Origin of the sequence: Krasilnikoviella flava (assembly GCF_900167525.1) — a bacterium.
GTDB lineage: Bacteria > Actinomycetota > Actinomycetes > Actinomycetales > Cellulomonadaceae > Isoptericola > Isoptericola flavus.
Genome location: NZ_FUZQ01000003.1, coordinates 458,085 through 483,997, shown reverse-complemented (window position 1 = coordinate 483,997; position 25,913 = coordinate 458,085). Strand labels below are relative to the sequence as shown.

At 71.6% G+C, this 25,913-nt stretch carries 18 protein-coding genes; 14 read left to right on the top strand and 4 right to left on the bottom strand.

What is annotated here, in order from left to right; all coding sequences use genetic code 11:
• The first annotated feature begins 141 nt into the window (after positions 1-141).
• Genes B5Y66_RS23230 through B5Y66_RS10155 form a run of 6 tightly spaced genes read left to right on the top strand, consistent with a single transcriptional unit; the run spans position 142 to position 8,006 of the window.
• Complete coding sequence (locus tag B5Y66_RS23230) at positions 142-2,640, top strand: ROK family protein (protein ID WP_079574078.1); 2,499 nt, start codon at positions 142-144, stop codon at positions 2,638-2,640.
• 30 nt (positions 2,641-2,670) lie between these two features.
• A complete protein-coding gene (locus tag B5Y66_RS10175) occupies positions 2,671-3,972 on the top strand; it encodes an ABC transporter substrate-binding protein (RefSeq protein ID WP_079574076.1) in 1,302 nt (433 codons plus the stop codon).
• On the top strand, positions 3,969-4,964 hold the full coding sequence (locus B5Y66_RS10170) for a carbohydrate ABC transporter permease (RefSeq protein WP_079574074.1): 996 nt from the start codon (positions 3,969-3,971) through the stop codon (positions 4,962-4,964). Before B5Y66_RS10175 ends, B5Y66_RS10170 begins: the two co-directional genes overlap by 4 nt.
• On the top strand, positions 4,957-5,847 hold the full coding sequence (locus tag B5Y66_RS10165) for a carbohydrate ABC transporter permease (RefSeq protein WP_079574072.1): 891 nt from the start codon (positions 4,957-4,959) through the stop codon (positions 5,845-5,847). Before B5Y66_RS10170 ends, B5Y66_RS10165 begins: the two co-directional genes overlap by 8 nt.
• A gap of 9 nt (positions 5,848-5,856) precedes the next feature.
• Positions 5,857-6,969: a Gfo/Idh/MocA family protein gene (locus tag B5Y66_RS10160; protein WP_079574070.1), complete on the top strand. Its 1,113-nt coding sequence runs from the start codon at positions 5,857-5,859 to the stop codon at positions 6,967-6,969.
• Entirely contained in the window at positions 6,966-8,006 is a 1,041-nt protein-coding gene (locus B5Y66_RS10155; protein WP_079574068.1) for a Gfo/Idh/MocA family protein, read from the top strand. The genes B5Y66_RS10160 and B5Y66_RS10155 overlap by 4 nt, the downstream gene beginning before the upstream one ends.
• 87 nt (positions 8,007-8,093) lie before the next feature.
• Here B5Y66_RS10155 and B5Y66_RS10150 read toward each other — a convergent pair whose 3' ends face one another.
• Positions 8,094-9,185, bottom strand: coding sequence for an inositol-3-phosphate synthase (locus B5Y66_RS10150; protein ID WP_079574066.1), 1,092 nt, complete (start codon positions 9,183-9,185; stop codon positions 8,094-8,096).
• On the bottom strand, positions 9,182-9,856 hold the full coding sequence (locus B5Y66_RS10145) for a PadR family transcriptional regulator (RefSeq protein WP_079574064.1): 675 nt from the start codon (positions 9,854-9,856) through the stop codon (positions 9,182-9,184). Before B5Y66_RS10145 ends, B5Y66_RS10150 begins: the two co-directional genes overlap by 4 nt.
• A 315-nt stretch (positions 9,857-10,171) precedes the next feature.
• Between B5Y66_RS10145 and B5Y66_RS10140 the strand changes: the two genes are divergently transcribed.
• The 6 genes from B5Y66_RS10140 to B5Y66_RS10115 all read left to right on the top strand — a co-directional run bounded on the left by B5Y66_RS10140 (position 10,172) and on the right by B5Y66_RS10115 (position 15,747).
• Complete coding sequence (locus B5Y66_RS10140; protein ID WP_079574062.1) at positions 10,172-12,706, top strand: transglycosylase domain-containing protein; 2,535 nt, start codon at positions 10,172-10,174, stop codon at positions 12,704-12,706.
• 157 nt (positions 12,707-12,863) lie between these two features.
• Positions 12,864-13,154 (top strand): 30S ribosomal protein S6, encoded by a 291-nt coding sequence (rpsF, locus tag B5Y66_RS10135; RefSeq protein WP_079574060.1) that lies wholly within the window; start codon positions 12,864-12,866, stop codon positions 13,152-13,154.
• Between the two features lie 104 nt (positions 13,155-13,258).
• Positions 13,259-13,810, top strand: a complete 552-nt coding sequence (locus tag B5Y66_RS10130; RefSeq protein WP_079574058.1) for a single-stranded DNA-binding protein — start codon at positions 13,259-13,261, stop codon at positions 13,808-13,810.
• A gap of 89 nt (positions 13,811-13,899) precedes the next feature.
• Positions 13,900-14,136, top strand: a complete 237-nt coding sequence (gene rpsR, locus B5Y66_RS10125; RefSeq protein WP_079574056.1) for a 30S ribosomal protein S18 — start codon at positions 13,900-13,902, stop codon at positions 14,134-14,136.
• A gap of 20 nt (positions 14,137-14,156) precedes the next feature.
• Positions 14,157-14,606 (top strand): 50S ribosomal protein L9, encoded by a 450-nt coding sequence (gene rplI / locus B5Y66_RS10120; RefSeq protein WP_079574054.1) that lies wholly within the window; start codon positions 14,157-14,159, stop codon positions 14,604-14,606.
• A 256-nt stretch (positions 14,607-14,862) separates the two neighbouring features.
• Positions 14,863-15,747, top strand: coding sequence for a phosphotransferase family protein (locus B5Y66_RS10115; RefSeq protein WP_245807037.1), 885 nt, complete (start codon positions 14,863-14,865; stop codon positions 15,745-15,747).
• Positions 15,748-15,896: 149 nt separating this feature from the next.
• On the opposite strand, the gene B5Y66_RS10110 is transcribed toward B5Y66_RS10115, so the two are convergent.
• Positions 15,897-19,919 carry a carboxypeptidase regulatory-like domain-containing protein gene (locus B5Y66_RS10110; RefSeq protein ID WP_079574050.1) on the bottom strand — a complete coding sequence of 1,341 codons (4,023 nt, stop codon included), beginning with the start codon at positions 19,917-19,919 and terminating at the stop codon, positions 15,897-15,899.
• Between the two features lie 363 nt (positions 19,920-20,282).
• Here B5Y66_RS10110 and B5Y66_RS10105 point away from each other — a divergent pair, with 363 nt between their 5' ends.
• The gene (locus B5Y66_RS10105) at positions 20,283-20,930 is read left to right on the top strand and encodes a winged helix-turn-helix domain-containing protein (protein ID WP_079574048.1); all 648 of its coding nucleotides are present in this window, start codon (positions 20,283-20,285) and stop codon (positions 20,928-20,930) included.
• A gap of 44 nt (positions 20,931-20,974) precedes the next feature.
• Here B5Y66_RS10105 and B5Y66_RS10100 read toward each other — a convergent pair whose 3' ends face one another.
• Entirely contained in the window at positions 20,975-22,279 is a 1,305-nt protein-coding gene (locus tag B5Y66_RS10100; protein ID WP_079574470.1) for an MATE family efflux transporter, read from the bottom strand.
• Positions 22,280-22,729: 450 nt separating this feature from the next.
• On the opposite strand from B5Y66_RS10100, the gene B5Y66_RS10095 reads away from it, so the two are divergent.
• Positions 22,730-25,801 (top strand): replicative DNA helicase, encoded by a 3,072-nt coding sequence (locus B5Y66_RS10095; RefSeq protein ID WP_079574046.1) that lies wholly within the window; start codon positions 22,730-22,732, stop codon positions 25,799-25,801.
• Positions 25,802-25,913: the final 112 nt, after the last annotated feature.

Here is a 25,913-nt window from a genome sequence, read left to right as displayed (position 1 = left end):
GAGCGCTCCTGTTTCGAAGCGCGGCTGTGCAACTCATTGTCGGCCACTGCCCTTGTCGTCCCCGACTTATGAAGGTACCTTCCAGAAATCGCACGACGACGTGCACCGGAACGCGTCGCGTGCCGCACGACGGGAGGTCGCATGGTCCGCACCGGGCCCCGCGGGCAGGATCGACACGTCACGGACGTCCGACGCCGCAACACCCTCAGCTGCGTCGAGGTGCTGCGCGGCAGTCCGTCGACCACGCTGACGGCACTCGCGAAGGACACCGGCCTCTCCCGGCCCACGGTCGAGTCGATCGTCTCCGAGCTCGTCGAGCAGGGTCTCGCCCGCGAGGTGGCGGTGGCGGAGGAGGGCGCGCTCGGTCGCCCCGCCCGGCACTTCGCGTTCGCGGCGGACGCCCGGTACGTCGTCGGGCTCGACCTCGGGGTGCATTCCGTGACGGGGATGGTCGCCGACCTGTCGGGCCAGGTGCGCGCCGTCGTGCGGCGGACCGTCGACGGTCCGGTCGACGGCGTCGCCCGCCTCGAGGTGGCGCGCGCGGTGCAGCGCGAGCTGCTGGACGCGGTCGACGCGCCGAGGTCGCGGCTCGCCGCCGTCGCCGCGGCGGTGCCCGGGATCGTCGACGGGGCGCGGGTGCGGCTGTCGCTGCCGATCCCCGACTGGACCGGGGTCAACCTCGCGGCCCGGCTCTCGACCGGCGGCGAGCACCCGGTGGTGATCGAGAACGACATCAACATGGCCTCCCTCGCGGAGCACGCCCTGGGCGCCGCGCGCCTCGCCGACGACGTCGTGCTGGTGCAGCTCGGCCACCGTGTCGGCGCGGCCCTCGTCCTCGGCGGGCAGGTCTACCGCGGCAACCGCTTCGCCGCGGGCGAGGTCGGGGACTTCTCGTGGACCGGCTGGGACGGCTGGTGCGAGGGCAGCCTGCTCGGCGAGATCGAGCAGGCCGGCGGGGCGGAGGCCGTGGCGCTGCGGGCCCGCGAGGGCGACGCCGTCGCCCTGGGGCTGCTGCAGCAGTACGTGCGCCGCGTGGCCCCCGGCGTCGCCACGCTCGCGATGGTGGTCGACCCGGAGTGCGTCGTGCTGGGCGGTGGCCTGTCGCGCGCCGGCGAGCTGCTCCGCGCGCCGCTCCAGACGGAGGTCGACCGGCTGGTCCACCCCCGCGCGGCGGCGCCCCTGGTGACGTCGGCGTTCGCGTCGGACGGCGCGGCCCTCGGCGCGCTCGTGCGCGCGCTGGAGGTCGGCTCGCAGGACGTGTTCGGCAGCGAGATCGCCGCGCCGCCGCTGCGCGCGGCCGGCCCGGCCACGTCCCTCGCCGACGCGCTGGCCGCGGCGGACGAGGCACCGGCGCCGGCAGCCCCGGACGCCGGGGTGGGCAGAGGCCCCGGCGCCGAGGCGCAGCAGGGTGCGGGCGGCGTCGCGCAGGTCCGGGAGCCGTTGCGCGTCGCGGTGGTCGGCGTCGGGGCGCGGGCGCGCCTGGCGCAGTGGGTGGGGCGCACGGGCGTCCCCGCGCACGTGGTCCGGGCCGTCGACGTCGACCCCGCCGGCCAGGACCGGGCGCGCGAGCTGTTCGGCCCCGGGACGGCGTTCTCGACCGACCACCGGGACCTGTCGGCACGGGGCGGCACGGGCGAGGGCGTGGACGCGGCCTTCGTCTGCACGCCCGACGACACGCACGCCGACGTCGCGGAGGACCTGCTCCGCGCGGGCGTGGCCGTGTACCTCGAGAAGCCGCTGGCCACGACCACGGAGGACTGCGACCGCGTCCTCGCCGCGGCCGTGGAGACCGGCACCCGGCTGTACGTGGGGCACAACATGCGGCACATGGCCGTGGTGCGGACGATGCGGGACGTCGTCGCGCGGGGCGAGATCGGCGAGGTGCAGGCCGTGTGGTGCCGGCACTTCGTGGGCAACGGCGGCGACTACTACTTCAAGGACTGGCACGCGGAGCGGGCGCGGAGCACAGGCCTGCTGCTGCAGAAGGCCGTGCACGACATCGACGTCATCCACTGGCTCGCCGGCTCCACGACGCGCGACGTGGTCGGCATGGGCGACCTGCAGGTGTACGGCCGAGTCACGGACCGCGCCGACCGCACGGGCCAGCTCATGACCGACTGGTTCTCGTACGACAACTGGCCGCCGCTCGAGCAGCGCGGCCTGCACCCCGTGATCGACGTCGAGGACACGTCGATGATGCTCATGCGGCTCGGCAACGGCGTCCTCGCCAGCTACGAGCAGTGCCACTTCACGCCCGACTACTGGCGCAACTACACGGTCATCGGCACGCGCGGACGCCTCGAGAACGTCGGTGACGGCGACGGAGGCTCCGTGCGGGTCTGGAACCGCCGCACGTCCTGGTCCGAGCGCGGCGACGTCGAGTACCCGGTCGTCGCCGCCGGCCAGGGGCACCAGGACGCCGACCGGCTCACCGTGGACGAGTTCCTGCGGTCCGTGGCCGACGGCGCGCCGATCACCACCTCGCCGGTGATGGCCCGCGACGCGGTCGCGACGGGCATCGCCGCCACCCTCTCGCTGCGTGCAGGGTCCGCGCCGCAGCGTGTCCGGCCCGTGGCCCCCGAGGTCGCGGCCCACTTCGACGACGACGTCGACCCCGCGGCACGGAGGCCCGGGACCTGAGCGGACCCATCCAACCCGAGGAGCACCCCGATGAAGCATCTCCTGCGCAGCGCGTCCCTCGCGGGCGTCGCCGCCGTGGCACTGACGCTCTCCGCGTGCGCGGGCGGCGACGACGCCGCCGAGGACGGCGCGGCGGTCGCGCCGACCGACGCCCAGGCCGAGCTCACCTACGCGATCTGGGACGAGAACCAGAAGCCGGCGATCGACCAGAACATCAAGGACTTCAACGAGCAGTACCCGGACATCAAGGTCACCGTCGACCTGACCCCGTACCAGCAGTACTTCACCAAGCTGCAGACGCAGGGCGAGTCCCGCACCCTGCCCGACGTGTTCTGGATGAACGGCCCCAACGTCCAGCTCTACGCCGCGAACGACCTGCTCGAGCCGCTGACCGGGCTCGTGGAGGGCGGCGACCTGGACCCGTCGAAGTACCCCGACGCGCTCAACCAGCTGTACACGTACGAGGACGCGCAGTACGGCGTCCCGAAGGACTTCGACACCGTGGCGCTCTGGTACAACAAGGCGCTCTTCGAGCAGGCCGGCGTCGACCTGCCGACCGACGACTGGACGTGGGACGACTTCAACGCCGCCGCCGGCACGATCTCCGACAAGCTCTCGGACCAGGGCGTCTACGGCGTCGTCACCGAGCTCAACAGCGCGGGGCAGAGCAGCTACTACGACTCGATCCTGCAGGCGGGCGGGCACGTCATCTCGGAGGACGGCACGACGTCGGGCTACGACGACCCGGCCTCGATCGAGGGCCTGCAGCTCTGGGCCGACCTGGTGGCGGACGGCTCCGCCCCGACCCTCGAGCAGATGTCCGACACCAAGCCGAACGTCTGGTTCAACTCCGGCAAGGCGGCCATGTTCTGGTCCGGCAACTGGTCGGTGGCCGAGATGAAGGACTCGCCGAACAAGGACGACTTCGGCACGGTGCGGCTGCCCGAGGGGCCCGAGCAGCGGGCCACCGTGATCCACGGCCTCGCGAACGTCGTCGCCGCGGACAGCGAGAACAAGGAGGCGGCCAACGCCTTCCTCGCCTACCTCGGCTCCGAGGAGGCGCAGCGCACGCAGGCGGAGATGGGCGTCGCGAACCCCGCGTACACCGGGACGCAGCAGGCGTTCGTCGACTCCGTGCCGAGCTTCGGCATCGACGTCTTCCTGGAGTCCGCCGACGAGATGTCCTTCCCGTACCCGATCTCCAAGAACACGGCAGCCTGGAACGCGCTCGAGAACGAGCTGCTCCCGCAGGCGTTCTCCGGGGACCGGCCCGTCGAGGAGGTCGCCCGCGAGCTGGCCGACGCCATGAACGAGGAGCTGGCGAAGGAATGACCTCCGTCGACCGATCCCCCCGGGCGGGCGACGGCCTCGCCTCGCCCGCCCGGGGCTCCACCCGCCGCGCCGCGGCGCGCACCGGCCCGCCCCGGAAAGCACCTGCTGGCGGCGCGCGGCGCGGGCACGACGGCTGGTGGCCCGTCCTGTTCGTCCTGCCCACCATGTTCGGCGTCGTCCTGTTCTACCTGTGGCCGATCGTCCAGACCGGCTGGTTCAGCTTCACCGAGTGGGGCGCGTTCGGCGGCCAGACCTGGGTGGGCACCGAGAACTACGTGCGCCTCGCGAGCGACCCCGACCTCGGGACGGCGATCGTCAACACGCTCGTCTACACCGGGATCGTGCTGCTGGGCATCCCGATCGCGATGGTGGTCGCGAGCCTGCTGAGCCGGCCGGGCATGCGGTTCACCGCGTTCTACCGGGTGCTCTACTTCATGCCGTACGTCGCGATGCCGACGGCGGTCGCGATGGTCTGGCGCCTGATCTTCAACGGCGACTTCGGCGTGCTCAACTGGGCGCTCGGCCTGGTGGGCGTCGACGGGCCGGCGTGGACGTCCACGCCGGGGTTCGCGCTGGTCGCCGTGTCGATCGTGGGCCTGTGGACCTCGCTCGGGTTCGCCATCATCATCCTGTCGGCGGGCCTCAAGAACATCCCGTCCGAGCTGTTCGAGGCGGCCTCCCTCGACGGCGCCTCGCCGTGGCGGCAGTTCCGGTCGGTGACCGTGCCGCTGCTGACGCCCAGCGTCTTCTTCGTCACCGTCATCACCGTCATCAACGGGTTCCAGCTCTTCGACCTGCTGTACGCCCTCATGGGCCAGGGGAACCCCGCGATCCAGGAGACGCAGTCCCTCGTCTACCTCTTCTACAACGAGGCGTTCCTGCGCAACGACAAGGGCTTCGCCGCCGCCATCGCGATGGTCATCCTGCTCATCGTCGGCGCGGTGACCCTGCTCCAGTTCCGCATGCAGAGGAGGTGGGTCACCTATGCCTGAGCCGACTCTCGCCGCCCCTGCGGTGCCCGGCACGGCCGCCCGCCCGGCGCCCGCCCGGCGGCGCAGCTCGCGCCACGGCTCCAACGCCTGGGCGCACGTGCTGCTCGCGGCCGGCGGCGTGGTGATGGTGTTCCCGTTCGTGTGGCAGGTGCTCACGTCGCTGTCCACCAACGCCCAGGTGATGAGCGTGCCCCCGGTCTTCTGGCCGGGGGAGCTGCAGTGGGGCAACTATGCGGAGGTGTTCTCCAAGCTCCCGTTCCTGCAGGAGTTCTGGGTGTCCGTGTCCATCACGGTCGTGCGCACCGTCGGGCAGCTCGTCCTGTGCTCGATGGCGGGCTACGCGTTCGCGCGGATGCGGTTCCCGCTGCGCGGCGTGCTGCTGGCGCTCGTCCTGTCGATCCTCATGGTGCCGTCGCAGGTGTACCTCATCCCGCAGTACCAGATCGTCAACGGGCTCGGCTGGCTGAACACCGTGGCCGGCATCGCCGCCCCCGGCGTCTTCAGCGCGTTCGGCACCTTCCTCATGATGCAGTTCTTCAAGGGCGTGCCCGACTCGCTCGAGGAGGCCGCCCGCCTGGACGGCGCCAACCCCTTCCAGGTCTTCGCGCGCATCATGCTGCCCCTCGCGGGGCCCAGCCTCGGCGCGCTGACGATCATCACCGTCCTGTGGTCCTGGAACGACCTCCTGTGGCCGCTCGTCGTCTCGACCCGGGCCGAGAGCATGCCGCTCGCGGCCGGCATCGCGACCTTCGCCGGGCGCACCACCACCGACTACACGGTGATGATGGCGGCCAGCGTGCTCGCCATGGCCCCGATCCTGCTGCTGTTCATCGCCCTGCAGCGCCGTGTGATCGACGGCCTCGCCCATTCCGGACTCAAGTAGGGAGCACCCATGCCCGCACTGCCCGCACTGCCCGCACCGCCACCCCTCACGGTCGGCCTCGTCGGCGCCGGCGGGATGGCCCGCGCCCACGCCCCGGCCTGGCGCGCGCTCGGCACCGAGCTCGTCGTCCACTCGGTCGACGGCGCCGCCGAGCTCGCCGCGGCCCACGACGGCCGCGTCGCCGCGTCGTTCGACGAGCTGCTCGACGTCGTCGACGTCGTCGACGTCGTGACGCCCACCCCGACCCACCTCGAGGTCGCGTCGGCCGCCCTCGCGGCCGGTCGGCACGTGCTCTGCGAGAAGCCCCTGGGCCGGACGGCGGCCGACGCCCTCGCCCTGCTCGAGGCGGCCCGCGCCGCCGACCGACAGCTCTACCCCGGTCATGTCGTGCGGTACTTCCCGGAGTACGCGCTCATGCGGGCCGCGGTCCACGCCGGGGAGATCGGGACGCCGGCCGTGCTGCGGTTCGCCCGCGGCGGGGCGTTCCCCTCGTGGTCCCCGTGGTTCGCCGACGACGCGCGCTCGGGCGGCGTCGTGCTGGATCTCATGGTCCACGACCTCGACGTCGCCCGATGGGTGGCGGGGGAGGTGACCAGCGTCTTCGCCACCCGCCGGTCCCTGGAGGAGGACGGTGCGCCGCACACCCTCGCGCACGTCGTCCTCACCCATGCCGGCGGGGCGATCACCCACGTCCGCGGGCTGTGGGGCGCCCCGCACACGGCCTTCCGGACCTCGTTCCACGTGGCGGGCGACGCCGGCGTGCTGCGCTTCGACTCGGCGACGTCGGGCGGGGTGCGGTCCGACCTGCCGCCCGTCCCGACCGGCGGGCTGGCGCGTCCGGCGCCCGCGGCGGGGGAGAGCCCGTACCTCACCGAGATCCGGGAGCTCGCGCGCGCGTTCGCGGCGTCGCCGACGGCGCTGCCCGCCGACCATCCCCTCCGGCCGCGGGTGAGCGCCCTCGACGGCGTGGTCGCCGTCGAGCTCGCCGAGGCGGCGCTCACGTCGATCGACGCGGGGGAGCCGGTCGCGGTCGACACCGCCGCCCGGGTGCGCGAGCTCGGCGGCACGCCGCACCCCCCGCCCGACACCCCCGCCCTCGCAGCCGCCGGGAGCCCGGTATGACCGCCCCCACGACGCCCCTGCGCGTCGCCGTCCTGTCCTTCGCCCACGTGCACGCCGGGTCGTACATCGCCCTGCTGCGCGACCGGCCGGACGTCGAGCTCCTCACCGCCGACCCCGACGCCGCGACCGCCCCGCCGGACGAGCTGCGGGGCCGCGGGTTCGCCGACCTGCACGGCGCGCCCTACGTCGAGACCTACGCCGAGGCCCTGGAGTGGGGGCCGGACGCCGTGATCGTCTGCGCGGAGAACGCCCGGCACCGGGACGTGGCGCTCGCCGCGGCCGCGGCGGGGGCGCACGTGCTGTGCGAGAAGCCGCTCGCGACCCGGGTCGAGGACGCCGAGGCGATGCTCGCGGCGTGCGACGCCGCCGGCGTCCTGCTGATGACGGCCTACCCCGTCCGGTTCAGCCCGGAGTTCGCGACGCTGCGCGGCCTGGTGGAGTCCGGGGCGCTCGGCACGGTGCTGGGCGCGACCGGGACCAACAACGGGAAGGTCCCCTCCGGCCGGGCCTGGTTCACCGACCCCGAGCTCGCGGGCGGCGGGGCGCTCGCGGACCACGTGGTGCACGTGGCGGACCTGCTGGACGCGCTGCTCGGGGAGGAGGCGGTCGCCGTGCGTGCCGTGACCAACCGGGTCCTGCACGGCGACGACCCGCGGGTGCGGGCCGAGACCGGCGGCCTGGTCAGCATCACGTACGCCGGCGGCGCGGAGGTGACGGTGGACTGCTCGTGGTCGGTCCCCGACGGGGCGGCCACGTGGGGCGGCCTCACGCTGCAGGTGACGGGCACCGGCGGCACCGTGGAGATCGACCCGTTCGGCGCGCACGTCGACGGCTTCGTGGGCGGCGGCGCCGTGCCGGCGTGGCTGGGGTTCGGCGAGAACCTGGACGCGCTGATGCTGGAGCACTTCCTGGGGTGCGTGCGGACGGGAGCGACGCCCGGGCCGGACGGGCGCGCCGGCCTGCGCACCCTGCGGGTGGTCGCCGCCGCCCAGGAGTCCGTCGCCGCGGGCGGGGCGGTGGTGCGGCCGGCGTCCTGAGCGAGGTCGAGAAGGGCTCGGGCACGACGGAGCCGGGCACCGCACGCGGTGCCCGGCTCCGTGGTCGTGCGACGGTGGTCGCCGGCGTCAGCGCTCGATGTCGCCGCGGATGAACGCCTCGAGCTGGGCGCGGCCCGCGGTGTCCTCCATCTGCACGGGCGGCGACTTCATGAAGTACGTCGACGCGGAGAGGATCGGGCCGCCGACGCCGCGGTCCAGCGCGATCTTCGCGGCGCGCACGGCGTCGATGATGATGCCGGCCGAGTTGGGGGAGTCCCACACCTCGAGCTTGTACTCCAGGTTCAGGGGCACCTCGCCGAACGCGCGGCCCTCGAGGCGGACGTACGCCCACTTGCGGTCATCGAGCCACGCGACGTAGTCCGACGGGCCGATGTGGACGTTGCGGTCCTCCTTCTTGCCGCCGAGGGCACCCGTGAGGTTCGAGGTCACCGCCTGCGTCTTGGAGACCTTCTTCGACTCGAGACGGTCGCGCTGCAGCATGTTCTTGAAGTCCATGTTGCCGCCGACGTTCAGCTGGTACGTGCGGTCCAGCACGACGCCGCGGTCCTCGAAGAGCTTGGCGAGCACGCGGTGCGTGATCGTGGCGCCGACCTGCGACTTGATGTCGTCGCCGACGATCGGCACGCCCGCGTCCTCGAACTTCTTCGCCCACTCGGGGTCGGAGGCGATGAAGACGGGCAGGGCGTTGACGAACGCGACCTTCGCGTCGATCGCGGCCTGCGCGTAGAACTTGTCCGCCGCCTCGGAGCCCACCGGCAGGTAGGAGACGAGGACGTCGACCTTTGCGTCCTTGAGGGCCTGCACGACGTCGACCGGCTCGGCGTCCGACTCGTCGATCGTCGCGGAGTAGTAGTCGCCGAGGCCGTCGAGCGTGTGGCCGCGCTGGACGACGACGCCCGTGGGCGGCACGTCGGCGAACTTGATCGTGTTGTTCTCCGAGGCGTGGATCGCCTCGGCGAGGTCGAAGCCGACCTTCTTCGCGTCGACGTCGAACGCCGCCACGAACTCCAGGTCGCTCACGTGGTAGTCGCCGAGCTGGACGTGCATGAGGCCGGGGACGGTGTCGGTCGGGGCGGCGTCGCGGTAGTAGTGCACGCCCTGGATCAGGGACGATGCACAGTTTCCGACACCGACGATGGCAACGCGGACGGAGGTCATCCTCGCTCCTTGTTTCTCTGGGCCGGGGCGTCCTGCGCCCCGGCGCTGTGGTCGCGGGCGCGGCCGAGAGCACGGTCGCGTTCCGTGGTGATGAGTCCGTCGAGCCAACGCACCTCGCGCTCGACCTGTTCGAGCCCGTGGCGCTGCAGCTCGAGGGTGTACTCGTCGAGCCGCTCGCGGGTGCGTGCGGCAGACTCTCGGACCGCCTCCAGCCGCTCGGTGAGCCGGGTGCGCCGACCCTCGAGGATACGGATGCGGGTCTCGGCGTCCGTCTGCGCGAAGAACGCGAAGCGGACGTCGAAGTTCTCGTCCTCCCAGGCCGCCGGGCCCGACGACGCGAGGACGGTCTGGAGATGCTCCTTGCCGTCCGCGGTCAGCCGGTACACGATCCGCCCGCGCCGGCCCGACAGCGGCGCCTTGCCCGAGGACTTGGCGCCGGCCTGACGGGTGCCCGACGCCCGGCCCGCGGGGGCCGGGGCCTCGCGCTCCGTGGTCTCGATGAGGCCGCGGGCGACGAGGGACTTCAGGGCCGGATAGAGGGTGCCGTAGGAGAACGCGCGGAACGAGCCGAGCAGCAGGTTGAGCCGTTTGCGCAGCTCGTACCCGTGCAGGGGGGCGGAGTTGAGCAGGCCGAGGATGGCCGTCTCGAGCACGACAGACCTGCTGCGCACGAGGAACCCCTTCCTGTCCGATTCGTCCCGGTGTTGCCGACCCGTCGTCACGACGTATCGAGTCGATACATCGTGAGAATAGGACGCGCCGACATGATCGTGCAACGGCAAGGACCGCGGCGGGGCATGCCCGCAGTTGTGAAGGTTCCGCGGAGCGCAGGCCAGAGGGCTGGGGACGGCTGGGGGCGAACCGTCGCCCCGGGCGCCCGAGGCTCCCGCTGGCACCGTCGTATCGCCTAGTGTTCCCTGTGGTCCGCAGGCCGGCGCGAGCACCCGACGAGAGTGCCGCCGGTCCCGCACGACGAAAGGCTTGACGTGGCGAGGAGACGTCGCTTCTGGAACTACCCGCGCCCGAACAAGGGCGCGGTGCAGCGATGGCTGCCCTCCTGGCGCATCGTCGTCGGCACCGGGCTCACCGGCACGGCGCTCGGCGCCGGCCTGTTCGTGGCCGCGTGGAGCACGACGACGATCCCCGACGGCCTCGACGAGGTGAACAACCAGGCCACCACGGTCTACTGGTCGAACGGCAAGGAGATGGGCACGTTCGCGGAGCAGAAGCGCGAGCTCATCAAGTACGAGGACCTGCCGCCCTACGTGGGCAACGCCGTCGTCGCCTCCGAGGACTCGACGTTCTGGACCAACAACGGCATCGACGTCAAGGGCATCGCCCGCGCCGCCTACAGCAACTTCCAGGGCGGCGGCCGGCAGGGCGCGTCCACGCTCACGCAGCAGTACGTGGAGCGGTACTACCTCGACACGACGACGTCGTACGCGGGCAAGGCACGCGAGGCGATCATCGCGCTCAAGGTGGCGCAGACCCAGCCCAAGGAAGAGGTGCTGGAGAACTACCTCAACACCATCTACTGGGGCCGCGGCACCTACGGCATCCAGGCGGCGTCGCAGGAGTACTTCAACAAGGACGCCAAGGACCTCACGCCGTCCGAGGCGGCGATGCTGTCGGGCATCATCCCGTCCCCGGTGAACTGGGACCCGTCGATCAACCTCGACCAGGCGAAGATCCGCTGGGGGCGGAGCATCGACCGGATGTACGAGCAGGGCTACATCACCAAGGACGAGCACTCGAAGGCGGAGTTCCCGAAGTTCCAGAAGAAGCGGGAAGCCACCAACACCCAGGGCGGGCAGAAGGGTTATCTGCTCGCGGAGGTGAAGAAGGAGCTCGTCCGCTCCAAGAACAACCCCGACGGCCCCCTCGAATCCGAGGCGGAGCTGGAGACCCGGGGACTGAAGATCACCACGACGATCGACCAGAAGCTGCAGAAGACCGCCGTCGAGGTGGAGAAGACGCTGCACGACGACGGCACCTACGGCAAGGCGGACAAGAACGTCCGCATGTCGCTGGTGTCGATGGACCCGCAGACCGGTGCCGTGAAGGCGCTGTACGGCGGGCCGGACTACGTGAAGCAGTCGCTCAACACCGCCACGCAGGACGTGGTCCAGGCGGGCTCGACGTTCAAGCCGTTCACGCTCATGGCGGCGCTCGAGGACGACCACACGCTCGAGGAGAAGGTCGACGGGAACTCGGGGAAGGTCTTCCCCGCCGCGAACAACGGCGAGGACTGGACGGTCCCCAACTTCGGCGGGGCCAACTACGGCAGCAGCATCGACCTGACCACGGCGACTGCCCACTCCGTGAACACCGCGTTCGTACAGCTCAACGAGGAGGTCGGGCCCGAGAAGACCCGCGAGGTGGCTGAGCGTGCGGGCATCCGCAAGGACGAGAACTACCCCCTGTCGGCCGGCCTGTCGAACGTGCTGGGCGTCGACTCCGTGCGACCGGTCGATCTCGCGCGGGCCTACTCCACCATCGCGGCGGGCGGGTACCGCACGACGCCGCACGTGGTGGCCAAGGTCGAGACCCTCGACGGCACCACGCTCTACGAGGGCCCGTCGGAGCAGGAGAAGGAGTTCGACCCGGACGTCACCACCGCTGCGGCCTACGCGATGACCAAGGTCGTCGAGGACCCCACGGGTTCCGGCCGGGTCGCCCAGGAGCTGGACCGGCCCGTGGCCGGCAAGACGGGCACGTCGAACGACAACAAGTCGGCGTGGTTCGCGGGCTTCGTGCCGCAGCTCACGACGGTGGTCGGCCTGCGGCAGTACAAGACGCTCGACCTCGAGGCGGGCAAGATCTCCGGCCAGGACGAGATCGACGGCTTCGGCGAGTGGGACGAGATCACCGGTGGCACCTGGCCGGTGCGCGCGTGGACCGACTTCATGCAGGTCGCCACGGAGGGCATGGACGTCGAGGAGTTCCCGGAGTACGTGCCCACGCAGCCGACCTACACGCCGTCGCCCACGCCCACCGAGACGGAGGAGGAGGCGGTCACCGTGCCGAACCTCGTCGGTCAGGACGTCGCCTCCGCCACGCAGCAGCTGGAGGGGCTGCAGCTCAAGGTCCGCGCGCAGTCCCAGAACAGCGAGGAGCGCAAGGGCACCGTGCTGCAGATGTCGGGCGCGAACACCGAGGTGCCGGTCGGCACGACCATCACCCTCGTCGTCTCGACCGGGCAGCCGGAGCAGCCGGAGCAGGTCGTGGTGCCGAACGTCGTCGGGCAGCCGCGGACGACGGCCGAGCAGATGATCTACGGCGACGCCCTGCAGCCGGCCGTGCGCGAGGAGTTCAGCGACCAGCCCGTCGGCGTCGTCATCGACACGGATCCCGGCCAGGGCAACAGCGTCGACCAGGGTTCCACGGTGACGCTGATCGTCTCGAAGGGCCCGCAGGGCAACGGCAACGGCAACGGGAACCAGCCGACCGACGAGCCGTCGGGTGAGCCGACCGATCCCCCGACCGAGGACGACCTGGGCATCCTCGACGGAGAGAACTGACCGATTTCCAGGACACCCGCACGGGCGGGTATCCTGGTCGACTGGCTGTGCCTTCCACCCCGGTCCGATCCGGGGCGGAGCGCGGCCGACGCACGAATGAACCCTCCTGTCACGGAACGACCGTGACCGCTGAGACCAGAGGAGGTGGGTTGAACACATGCGTCAGTACGAGCTGATGGTGATCCTGGACCCGGAGGTCGAGGAGCGCACCGTGGCCCCGTCGCTGGAGAAGTACCTGTCGGTCATCTCGACCGAGGGTGGCTCCGTCGACAAGGTCGACATCTGGGGCCGTCGCCGCATGGCGTACGAGATCTCCAAGCGTTCCGAGGGCATCTACGCCGTCGTCGACTTCACGTCGACGCCGGACACCGCGAAGGAGCTGGACCGCCAGCTCGGCCTGAACGAGGCCGTGCTGCGCACCAAGATCCTGCGTCGCGACGCCCGCTGAGACCTGAACCGAAAACTCTGCCCGTCGCGGGCGGCGTCCCGAGAGATGTCACCGCCCTGTGATGGGATCCCCTCACGACTCTCGGACGAACGAAGGAGCATGGCATGGCTGGTGAGACCGTCATCACGGTCGTCGGAAACCTGGTCGCGGACCCGGAGCTGCGCTTCACCCCGTCAGGGGCTGCCGTCGCCAACTTCCGCATCGCGTCCACGCCGCGCACGTTCGACCGCCAGACCAACGAGTGGAAGGACGGCGAAGCGCTGTTCCTCGCCTGCTCGGTCTGGCGCGAGGCCGCGGAGAACGTCGCCGAGTCGCTGACGAAGGGCATGCGCGTCGTCGTGCAGGGCCGTCTGACGCAGCGCTCGTACGAGACCCGCGAGGGGGAGAAGCGCACCGTCGTGGAGCTGCAGGTCGACGAGGTCGGTCCGTCGCTGAGGTACGCCTCGGCGAAGGTCACCCGCGCCCAGCGCTCCGGTGGCGGCGGCGGCTTCAACGGCGGCGGCGGCAACCAGGGGGGCGGCTACGGCGGCCCCCAGGGTGGCGGCCAGGCCGGCGGAGGCTTCGGTTCTTCCGGCGGCGGTCAGAGCAACGACCCGTGGGCCACGGCCGGTCCCGCCTCCTCTGGTGGCGGGTTCTCGGACGAGCCCCCGTTCTGATCGGCGCCAGTCCCCAGATCACCCGTCCTCCGACGTCGGCCCCTGTGGCCGGCGCGTCGCGAGGACTGCACCTGTGAAGGAGCAACACCATGGCAAAGCCTGTGGTGCGCAAGCCCAAGAAGAAGGCCAACCCGCTCAAGACGGCGAAGATCGAGTCCGTCGACTACAAGGACACTGCGCTGCTGCGTAAGTTCATCTCCGACCGCGGCAAGATCCGCGCGCGTCGCGTGACCGGCGTCTCCGTCCAGGAGCAGCGCCAGATCGCTCGCGCGGTGAAGAACGCCCGTGAGATGTCGCTGCTGCCGTACTCGTCCTCGGCTCGCTGACCGGAAAGGATCACTGAATCATGTCGAAGCTGATCCTGACCCACGAGGTCACCGGTCTCGGTGAGCCCGGGGACGTCGTCGAGGTGAAGGACGGGTACGCCCGGAACTTCCTCATCCCGCGCCGCCTGGCCACCCCGTGGACCAAGGGCGCCGAGTCGCAGGTCTCCGCGATCCGCAAGGCTCGCAAGGCTCGCGAGATCGCCACGCTGGACGAGGCCAAGGCGGTGGCCGACTCGCTGGCCTCCAAGTCGGTCGTCGTCACGGCGCACGCCGGCGAGTCCGGCCGTCTGTTCGGTGCCGTCACCACTGGTGACATCGCCGACGCGGTCGTGGCCGCGTCCGGCCCGCAGGTCGACAAGCGCAAGATCGAGATCGGTCAGCCGATCAAGACGACCGGTGAGTACACCGTGTCGGTGCGCCTGCACCCTGAGGTCTCCGCGAAGATCGCCGTCAAGGTCGTCGCCGGCTGAGTCCGCTCACCGGTGGTCGAGCCTGACGAGACCACGCACGACGGCCCCTGTCCTCTCACGAGGACAGGGGCCGTCGTCGTCCCCGGAGCGTCGCGCGCGACCGCTCAGGTCGACGCGTTGTCAGCCGTTCTGAGGAGCCGCCATCACCCCACCACCATCCTTCGTCGACGGGCCGGCCACCGACCCGGCGCTGCTGCGGACGCTGGCGGCCGCCGGTCTGCCGGCAACGGGGCGGTTCGTTCCCAGGGCCGGCTGGGTGAGCCGCGCATGGGTCGGCGACGAATACGTCGTCCGACTGAGCACCGACGCACGGTTCCGCGACGCCTATCGCCACGAAGCGAGAGTCGTCGGCCTGCTCGCCGGCAGCGAGGTCCCGCACGCCCGGCACCTCGCCCACGGCGACGGCCCAGACGGGTCGTGGTACGTCTCCGCGCGCCTGCCCGGCCACACCCTGTACGACGCATGGCCGGCGGCGGACTCGCACACGCGCCGATCCATCATCGAGAGCCTCGGCGCCGCACTGCGCGCACTCCACCGCGTTCCTGTCCCGGCCGACCTGCTACCGCCCTGGCTGGCCGACGCGCTCTCCGGCGAGCCGTGGCCGGCGTTCCACCCGCCCGTCTGGGGTGCGACGCTCCAGCAGGTCGAGGCTGCCCGGCGGGTGCCCGGTCACGACCCGCACCTGCTCGCGGACGTCGCCGGGTGGGTCCAGGAGCGGCTGGCGTTGTTCGTCGACGACGTACCCGTCCTCGTCCATGGCGATCTGCACGGGTCCAACGTGATCGTCGACCAAGGACGCGTCACCGGTCTGATCGACTTCGCGGAGGCGTTGGCCCAGCCGGCGGATGCCGAGCTCGACACCGTCCTGCGCTGGTGCGCCAGAGCGCGGGAGTTCCCACCCACCCCCGACGCGCGAGGGCTCGACGAGACCACCCTGACAGAGGTCCCCGGATGGCTGCACGGCGCGTATCCGGAGCTGTTCGAGGCCGAGCATCTGCGCGAGCGGTTGAACGTCTATGACGGGTACGTGGAGCTCGCGATCTACGCACACCACCCTCATCCTGGCGTCCGCGAGACGGCGCGGGGTCGCCTCGCTCTCCTGCTTTCCGGCCACAACCATCTCGACGGACTCGCCTGGTAGCCGACCACGCAAGACGCTCGGCCGGGACTTCCCGGCCGAGCGTCTGCGTGATCGACCGGCGACCCGACGGACGACGAGATGTCCGACGGGCGCCAGATGCGGCCTGCCCGGGGGGCGGGCCGTGGTCGTTCCCTCCTGTCAGGTGCGGGTCACGGGAGCGGCTTCAGGTCGACGTCGTAGACCGACGTCTGGCCGGCGACGATCTGCGCGGTGCGGACGGCCGGGACGAACCCGTTCGCCGCGACGACGAGCTGGAGCGGCCCGTTGGGCCTGGGCATCCACCAGCCGTACGTACCGTCGGCGCCCGTGACGAGCGTCGTGTCGTACGCCTTGCCGTCGAGGTTCACGACGGCGCCGTCGAGCGGGGCACCGTCGCCGGTGACCGTGCCGGCGACCTTGCCCCAGCCGGTCGGCGCCTTGACGGTCATCAAGGCGGAGACGGTGGGCGCCGCGTACGGCGTGTCCTCGCCCGCGGTGATCGTGGCCGAGTACGCCCCGGGCTGCTCGACGACGGCGCTGAGGGTCACCGCGGCCTGGACGGACGCCCCCGGTGCGAGCGTGAGCTCGGGCGGCTGGACGTCCAGCCACGCGACGCCCGCGCCTCCGGAGGTCTCGCCGGACACGTTCATGACGAGGTGCATGTCCGGGAAGTCGACCTCCGTGGTGTCGGTCGGCTCCAGGAGGCCGCAGGCCTCCGACCGGATGTACGTCGGCGCCGTCTGCCCGGCGTCGTTCGACCCGGCGAAGAACCACCCGCCGGCCGGGACGTCGACCTCCACGACGAGCGTGCCGCCCTTCGGCACCTCGCCCGTGACGGGCACGGAGACGACCGTGCCGGCCGCGTCGGTGCCCACGGTGGCCTCGGCGCTGCCGACCAGCGTCATGTTGGCGTAGGTGAGGGCGCCGTCGAGCGTGTAGAGGTTCACGGTGAGCGGCTGTGCGGTGCGCACCGCCTCGACGCCGAAGGACACGGACGAGACGTCGAGCGAGCCGTCGATGCCGAAGTCGCTCAGCGTGAACGTCCGCAGGTAGCCGTTGTCCTGCGTGACCACCTGGTTGGTGCAGGCCGCGGAGTTGTTCGCCACGATGTCCTGCGACGCGGAGTGGGTCAGGGTGGTCTCGTCGAGCGGGACCGCCGAGAGGTCCGGCGAGACCGTCCCGGCCTTCGCACCCGACGACGCGAGGCCGTTCTTGCCGTCCGCCGTACCCAGCCCGGACCCGGTGGTGCCCATGGACGGCCCCGCGGGCTCGGGCACGGTGGCGGCGTCGGTGACGTGGCTGATCACGCCGCCGTCGGCCGCCGTCGCGCCGAGCATCTCGAAGCCGCCGCCGCCGGCGCCGAGCGTGACGTCCACCGGCTCGGTGCCGGTGTTGGTCAGCCGGAAGGCCCGGGACGCCGTGCCCCCCATGCCGAGCGCGGCCGAGACGCTCTCCTTGTTCACCTCCAGCCGGCCGGCGCCGAGCGCGACGTCCCGCGTCACGACCTGCCCGTCCTCCGTGAGGGCCGCGTTGCGGGTGGCGCCCGCGTACTCGTCCTTCGCGTAGGTGATCCCGTACCGCTCGAGCGGGAGCCGGGCGGCGTAGGTGCCGTCGGAGCCCGTGGTCACGACCGTCTCGTCCCCGTCGTCCTTCGACGTGATCGTCACGGTGACGCCCTCGACCGGCTGGTCCGTGTTCCCGTCGCTGACGGTGCCCCTCACGGAGCCCATGCCCGCCAGGTCGTAGGTGACGGACAGCCCTTCGGTGACCGCCGCCGCGTTGTACGAGAACTGGGACGCGACGGCGCCCGCGGCGTCCTCGATGCCGATCGTGGCGGAGTCGCCCCGCGCGGTGGTGGTGTCGGTGACGGGGCCGTACCCGAGGGTGACCCGCCCGTCCGCGAGGAGAGTGGCGGAGAAGTTGACCCGGTCGGTCTCGGGCCGGTACTTGCGCACGTTGCGCCACTCGACGACGAACGCGTCGACGCCCTCCACCGTGGTGACGCCGGTGTACACGGCTGACGCCGCGTCGACGTTGAGGTCGTCCCAGAACGGGTAGACGGCGGCGTTCGGCGCGGCCGCGGCGGGGAGCGCCACGTTGGACAGGCTGGTGGACGAGGCGAGGAAGTTCAGGAACCCGTTGGTCGAGACGTACGCGGTGTCGTACGCCTCGCCGTAGTACGGGAACGCGAAGGGCAGGTCGACGGACGCCGCCTTGTCGTCGCCCGTGAGCGCCAGCAGCGTGTCGCCGGACGCGACGCCCGCCGACCCCGTCGTGCAGTAGTAGCCGTAGTCGTCGAGCAGGCGCTTCAGGGCGGCGTCGACGGTCTCGTCGCCGTCCACCACGACCTCGGTGCTGAACGGCTCGGCGCAGGTGCCCGCCGAGACCGAGAGGGTGTACGTCCCGTCGGGCACGCCGGCGATCGCGTACCGCCCGTCGTCCCCGGTGGTGACGGCGTCCAGCGGGCCCGAGAGCGCGACGACGGCGCCCGCGGTGGGCGCGCCGTCCTTCTCGGTGACCGTGCCGGAGACGGTGCGCGTCGCCGCGCGCTCGAGCGTGATCGGCAGGGTGACCGTCGCGTCGACGGTCACGGCGACGTCGGCCGGCGCCGAGGCGACGTACCCGAAGGCCTGCGCGCTCACCGCGTAGTCGCCCACGGCGAGCTCGGCGGCGAACGCGCCGTCGTCTCCCGTCGTGACCGTGCGGTCGCGGGAGCCGTCGAACGTCACCTCGGCCCCGTCGACGGGGGCGCCGTCGGCGTCCGTCACGGTGCCGGTCACGAGGCCGGTGTCGCCCACGGGCGCGGCGTCGAGCAGGGTCATGACGTCGAGCCTGCCCTCGCCCCACACGTTGTTGTCGTCGGCGGTGCCGCCGCAGGTCGTGTCGTCGACGTCGACCGCCGCGCCGTCGAGCAGGGCCTGGGTCTCCTCGATCTGGCCCACGAGGCTCGGCGCCGCGCTCCACAGGAGCGCGACCGCGCCCGCGAGGTGCGGGGCCGCCATCGAGGTGCCGTTGTAGGAGGCGTACCCGTCGCCGGGGACGGACGACCGCACGTTGACGCCGGGGGCCGAGATGTTCGGCTTGACGGTGCCGTCCTCCCCGGTGCCGCGCGACGAGAACGACGCGATCGCGCCCGAGGAGTCGAACGCGCCCACGGCGTACGTGTTGGCGTTCGCGCCCGGCGACGAGGTGGTGGTGCACGCCGGGCCCTCGTTGCCGCCCGACCAGGCGCCGAAGATGCCGGCGGCCTCCCAGGCGTCGATCTGGTCGGCCATGAAGTCGTCGATCACGCCCGGGGAGTCGTAGCCCCACGAGTTGTTGACGACCTGGGGCCGCTTGCTCGGGTCGGCGTCGCTGCCGTCCACCTTGGTGGGCGCCAGGATCCACTGGCCGGACTCCAGGAGGTCGGCGTTCGAGCACGTGGCGCAGCCGTTGGCCGCGATCCAGTCCGCACCGGGGGCGACGCCGATCTGGTTGCCGGCGCCGTCGTCGCCCACCATGGTGCCCATCGTGTGGGAGCCGTGGCCGTCGGTGTCACAGGGGGAGTCACCGGCGCAGGCGTTCGACGTGTCGAACCAGTTGTAGTCGTCGACGACGCTGCCGTCGTCCTGGAGGCCCCGGTAGTGCGACGCGAGCGCGGGGTGGTCGCCCTGCACACCGGAGTCGATGTTCGCCACGGTGACGCCCTGGCCGGTGTAGCCGAGGGCCCACGCGTCGTCGGCGTTGATCGCCTGCAGGCCCCACTCGACGGACTGCGTGCCCTGGGTCGCGACCTTGTCCCGCTCGACCGGCTCCACGAGGTGGTAGCGGCGCGGGGCGCTGATGCGCTCGACCTCGGGCGACGCGGCGAGGGAGGTGGCGAGGGCGCCGTCGCCGTCGCGCACCAGGATGGCGTTGGAGATCCAGAAGGTCTCGTAGTCGGCGCCCGCGGCGTCGAGGTCCTTCACGAGCCCGGCCTGTGACGCGTCGGCGACCGCGGTGAGGGTGTCGTAGACGAAACGGCCGCGCTCGTCCCAGTCGGCGAGGTCCTTCGCGGCGGTGAGGTCGGCGGTGTCGGCGAGCTCGAGCCAGAAGTCGGTGGGACCGGCGGCGAGGTCCTTCTCGACGTCGGGCCCGATCTTCTCGTCGGGGTCGGGGACGGCGCCCGCAGGGGCGAGCGCGGGGTCCGAGGCGGCGGCGAACGCCGGCGCCACCCCGGCCGCGGACGTGGCGAGGAGGGCGAGGGCCGCGCTCGTCGCGACCCATCCCCTTCTCGCGTGAATCGACCTGGTGCGAGTCGATCGTGTGCGGATCGGTGAGTGCACGCTTCCTCCAGGTGAGGGTGCCCCCGGGTCGCGGGGGCGTCGTGACGGGCGCCCGGTCGGGGCCCACCCTCCAGCCCATCCGCCGTCGACCGGGGCGACAAGGGCGGCCGGGGGCCAGTTCCCGGTCAATCCGGGGGCAGGTCCGGGACGACGGCGGGGGCAGTCGGCGGGCGGTGTCGCCTGAACTCTGATAGGCACCTGGGTAAACGATGTCCCACGACCTTCCCGGAGCGTGTCGGACGGAGGACGGCGATGCCCCACGAGGACCTGGTCGACACGGCCGGTGGCTACGTCCTGTGCATCGGGCTGCCGCTGCAACGCGTGGGCGAGGTGGCCCGGCTGCTGCGCGGGAGAGCCGCCGTCATCGCGACGGCCGACACCGACGGCGCTCGGACGCTGCTCGGCCCGCCCGCCGCCGCGGTGATGGCCGACGACGAGGGCGGCTCGTCCCACCCCCTGGAGGTGCACGTCAGGGCCGTGGCCCCGGCGGAGGACCGTGGGACGGCCCCGGCGGTCGCCGTCGTGCCGGACGCCGGCCCGGGTGTCGCCGGGGAGGATGCCGGCGCACTCGGCGCCCTGGCCGCGGACGCCTCCCGCCTGCGGCGCCTGGTGCTGGGGGCGCTCGAGGTTGACCTCGGGGCGCGGGAGGCCACCGCGCGCGGCACGCCCGTGCACCTGTCGATGCGTGAGTTCGACCTGCTCGTCACCCTGGCGTCCGCCCCGGACCGGGTGTGGTCGTTCGCCGAGCTCACGCGGACGGTGTGGCGCACCGGCTACCTCGGCGACTCCGACCCGGTGACCTCCGCCGTCAAGCGCCTGCGCAAGCGGCTGCGGGTGGTGCCCGAGCTGCGCGTCATGTCCGTGCGCGGCATCGGCTACCGCCTCCTGGTGCCCCTGTGACCCGCGTCCCCGTCACACCGCGTTCACCGGCCTGACCGCCGGCGTCACGCGCCGGTGACCATCCAGCGTTCGCCGCGGGCGCGCAGCCCCGTGGTGAGGGCGCGGGCGAGCATGAACACGCCGGCGAACGCTCCCCACAGCCAGGCGAGCCCGACGGCGCCGTCGGGCGCCCAGGCGCGGACGGCGAGGGCGAACGGCACGTAGACGACGAGCGTGAGCATGCCCGCCCAGGCGAGGAACCGGCCGTCGCCGGCTCCGATGAGGACGCCGTCGAGCACGAACACCCAGCCGGCCATCGGCATGAGCACCCCCGTGACGACGAGGCCCGCCGTGATCGCGACCCGCACGTCGGGGTCGGCGGTGAACAGCGGGGCGATCCACCACCCCGACACGGCGAACACGACGCCGATGACGACGCCGGCGCCGACGCCCCACTGCAGGGAGCGGCGCAGGACGGCGCGCACGCGGCCGACGTCGCCGGACCCGAGGCCGTGGCCGACCAGGGCCTGGCCGGCGATGGCGAGCGCGTCGAGCGCGAAGGCGGCCAGACCCCAGAGGCTGTTGACCACCTGGTAGCCGGCCAGGGCGCTGGCGCCGAGGCTCGTCGCGACGGCGACGGTGAGCAGGATCGCGAGGCGCAGCGACGCCGTCCGGACGAACAGCGGGGCGCCCGCGCGCGCGTTGGCCCAGATGCCGGCGCGGTGCGGGCGCAGCGACGCGTGGTGGCGCCGCGCGCCGCGCACCACGACCACCGTGAGGACCGCGCCCATGCCCAGCTGCGTGGCGGCCGTGCCGATGGCCGACCCGGCGATGCCGAGGCCGGCGCCGTACACGAGGGTCACGCTGAGGATCGCGTTGACGACGGCGCCCGTGGACGCCACCCACAGCGGCGTCCGGGTGTCCTGCAGGCCGCGCAGCACGCCGGTCGACGCCAGCACCACGAGCATCCCGGGCAGCCCGATCAGCGACCAGCGCAGGTACGTGGTGGCGTACCCCGCGACGGCCGGGTCGGCGCCCATCGCCGCGACCGCCCACGGGGCGCCCACGGCCAGCACCACCGCGAGCAGGGCGCCCAGGCCGAGGGCGAGCCACATCCCGTCGATGCCGGACTGCAGCGCGTCGCGGGTGCGGCCCGCGCCGACGAGCCGGGCCACGGCGGCGGTGGTGGCGTACGCGAGGAACACGCACAGGCCGACGAGGGTGACGAGCAGCGTGGAGGCCACGGACAGCCCGGCGAGCTGCGCGGTGCCCAGGTGCCCGACGACGGCGCTGTCGACGAGCACGAACAGCGGCTCGGCCACGAGGGCGCCCAGCGCGGGCAGCGCGAGTGCCAGGATGTCGCGGTCGATGCGGCGGCGGCCCGCCCGGCCGTCGTCCTCGCCCCTGTGGACAACCTTGTGGGCGGCCTCGCCCGGTGCGTGACCGTCCGACGGCGTCGGTGAAGACGGGGTGGCGCCGGGGTGTCCGCCGTCTGGATCCGGGGTGCGGTGCACGTCACCCAACTTTCTTTCTTTCCACAGCCTGAGGGTAATGACACCGCAGGTCAGCAGCTCGCTCGAAGTTGTACACAGCCGATATCCCCAGTTGTGCACATGGCTGTCCACCGGCCGTGCACAGTCTGAGGGGCATATCCACAGGCCTGTCCACACCTGTGTCCACACCGTCGATTGCGCACCGTCGCGGGCGCGCCTAGCGTCGTCCGCGGTGTCAGTGCCCCACGGTAGAACGTGGACCTGACAGCGGGAGTCGATGTCCGGTGACGGACCGGACGCCGGCGACGGCGGGGGAGCGGGGTCAGCATGTCGATCGAGGAGCTCGAGGCGGGATATCAAGGTGCGCCCGGCGCCACCTTCGACCGCACACCTCCTCAGGACGTCGCTGCCGAGATGAGCGTGCTCGGCGGCATGCTGCTCTCCAAGGACGCCATCGCCGACGTCGTCGAGCAGATCCGCGGCAACGACTTCTACCGCCCGGCGCACGAGGCGGTCTACGACGCGATCATCGACCTGTACGGCCGCGGCGAGCCCGCCGACGCCATCACGGTGGTCGCCGAGCTCACCAAGCGCGGCGAGCTCGCCCGCGTGGGCGGCGCCCCGTACATCCACGACCTCATGGCCGGCGTCCCGACCGCCGCCAACGCCGGCTACTACGCGCGCATCGTGCAGGAGCGCGCCGTGCTGCGCCGCCTCGTCGAGGCCGGCACCAAGATCGTGCAGCTCGGCTACGCCACCGACGGCGGCGACGTCGAGGGCATCGTCAACACCGCCCAGGCGGAGATCTACGCCGTTACCGAGCGCAAGACCTCCGAGGACTACCTGCCGCTCTCCGAGATCATCGGCGGCACCATGGACGAGATCGAGGCAGCGGGGAACCGCGGCGAGGGCATGGTGGGCGTGCCCACCGGCTTCGCCGACCTCGACCGCCTCACGAACGGCCTGCACCCCGGCCAGATGATCGTCATCGCCGCACGGCCTGCCATGGGAAAGGCGCTGGCGCTCGACACCCCGCTGCCCACGCCCTCGGGCTGGACGACGATGGGCGAGGTCGCGGTGGGCGACGAGCTGATCGCCGCCGACGGGACCCCGACGCGCGTCGTCCGTGCGACCGAGGTGATGACCGGGCGGCCGTGCTACGAGGTCGTCTTCGACGACGGCACCACCATCGTCGCCGACGCGCAGCACGAGTGGTCGACGAGCCTGTCCGGCGACCCGCGTGACGCCGCGATCCGGACCACCGAGGACATCGTCGGATCGATGCGGTCCGGCGCCGCGCACACCGTCTCCCGTCATGGGGCGGCGTGGAAGGTCGTCGACGTCGTCACGGTCCCGTCGGTGCCCGTGCGCTGCGTGGAGATCGAGCACCCTTCACACCTGTACCTCGCGAGCCGGGCCATGATCCCGACGCACAACTCGACCCTGGCGATCGACATCGCGCGTGCGGCGTCGATCAAGAACCAGCAGTCGTCCGTCGTCTTCTCGCTCGAGATGAGCCGCAACGAGATCACGATGCGCCTGCTGTCCGCGGAGGCGCGGGTGCACCTCCAGAAGCTGCGCAACGGCTCCATGGGCGAGGACGACTGGCAGAAGGTCGCCAAGGTGATGGGCAAGGTCTCCGAGGCGCCGATGTTCATCGACGACTCGCCGAACATGTCGCTCACCGAGATCCGCGCCAAGTGCCGGCGGCTCAAGCAGAAGCACGACCTCAAGCTCGTCATCATCGACTACCTGCAGCTGATGACCTCCGGCAAGAAGGTCGAGTCGCGACAGCAGGAGGTCTCCGAGTTCTCCCGTGCCCTCAAGCTCCTGGCGAAGGAGATCGGGGTCCCCGTCATCGCGCTGTCGCAGCTGAACCGTGGCCCGGAGCAGCGGCAGGACAAGAAGCCGGCGATGTCGGACCTCCGTGAGTCCGGTTGTCTTACGGAGGACACCCGCATCCTTCGTGCGGACACTGGTGCCGAGACGACGATGGGCGAGCTGTTCGCGCTCAATGCCAAGGACGTCCCGGTGTGGGCGCTGAACGAGCGGCTGCAGTACGTGCGTCGCCACCTGACGCACGTGTTCCCCACCGGCGTGAAGCCGGTGTACCGCCTCCGTCTGGCATCAGGCAAGGAGATCGAGGCGACGGCCAACCACCCTTTCCTCACGTACGAGGGCTGGACGCCGCTCGGCGAGCTCGAGGTGGGGTCACGACTCGGCGTGCCCCGTCACGTGCCCGGACCGGAGCTCAACGCGGAGTGGGACGACCGGAAGGTGGTCATGCTCGCCCACCTCCTGGGAGATGGATCGTTCGTGAAGCGTCAGCCGATCCGGTACGCGTCGATCGACGAGCAGAATCTTGCCGCGGTGACCGAGGCGGCAGGAGTATTCGGCATCACGCCGGCACGTGACGACTATGCGGCGGCGCGGGTCACGACGTTGCGACTCCCTGCGCCTTACCGACTGACGCACGGTAAGCGGAACCCGATCGCGGAGTGGCTCGACGACATGGGCCTTTTCGGCGCCCGCAGCCACGAGAAGTTCGTTCCGACGAGCGTGTTCCACCTGCCGAAGCGCCAGATCGCGCTGTTCATCAAGCACATCTGGGCGACGGACGGCTCGGTGACGGTGAACAAGAACGGGCGCAGTGGTCGGATCTACTACGCGTCGACCTCGCGTCCGCTGGTCGACGGCCTGTCGCGGCTCTTGCTCCGGTTCGGCATCTCGACCCGAGTGCACCGCGCGACGCCGAAGGGGGCCTACCGCCCCGGCTACACGCTCGACGTTTCCGGGGTCGACGACCAGCGCCGATTCCTGCAGGAGATCGGTGTGCACGGCGACCGCGGCGTGAACGCCGAGCGCCTGCTACAGATCATCCGTGACACTCAGGCCAACACGAATGTTGACACCGTCCCGCGCCAGGTCTGGGACGACGTTCGTGACCTCCTTGTCGAGCGGGGGATGACCCATCGTCAGTTCGCCGAGGCGATCGGCACCCAGTTCTGCGGCAGCGCCCTGTGGAAGCGCAGCCCGTCGCGACAGCGTCTCGGAAAGATCGCCAAGGTCCTCGACAGCGAAGAGCTCGAGATCATGGCGGTCAACGACCTCCTCTGGGACGAGGTCGTCTCCATCGAGTCGTTGGGAGAGAAGCAGGTGTTCGACGCGACCGTGCTCGACACCCACAACTTCATCGCCAACGGCATCGCGGTCCACAACAGCATCGAGCAGGATGCGGACATGGTGATCCTGCTCCATCGCGAGGACGCGTACGAGAAGGAATCACCCCGCGCCGGCGAGGCGGACCTGATCGTCGCCAAGCACCGTAACGGTCCGACGGACACGATCACCGTGGCGTTCCAGGGCCACTACTCGCGGTTCGTGGACATGCAGTCCTGACGGCGGCCTTGTCGAGATGCAACCTAGATTGCACAATCCTGCGTCTATGCAGCATGGCGAGCTCTTGACCGAACGATGTGGTGCCCCTGTGGCGCCTGCCGTCGCTTCGACC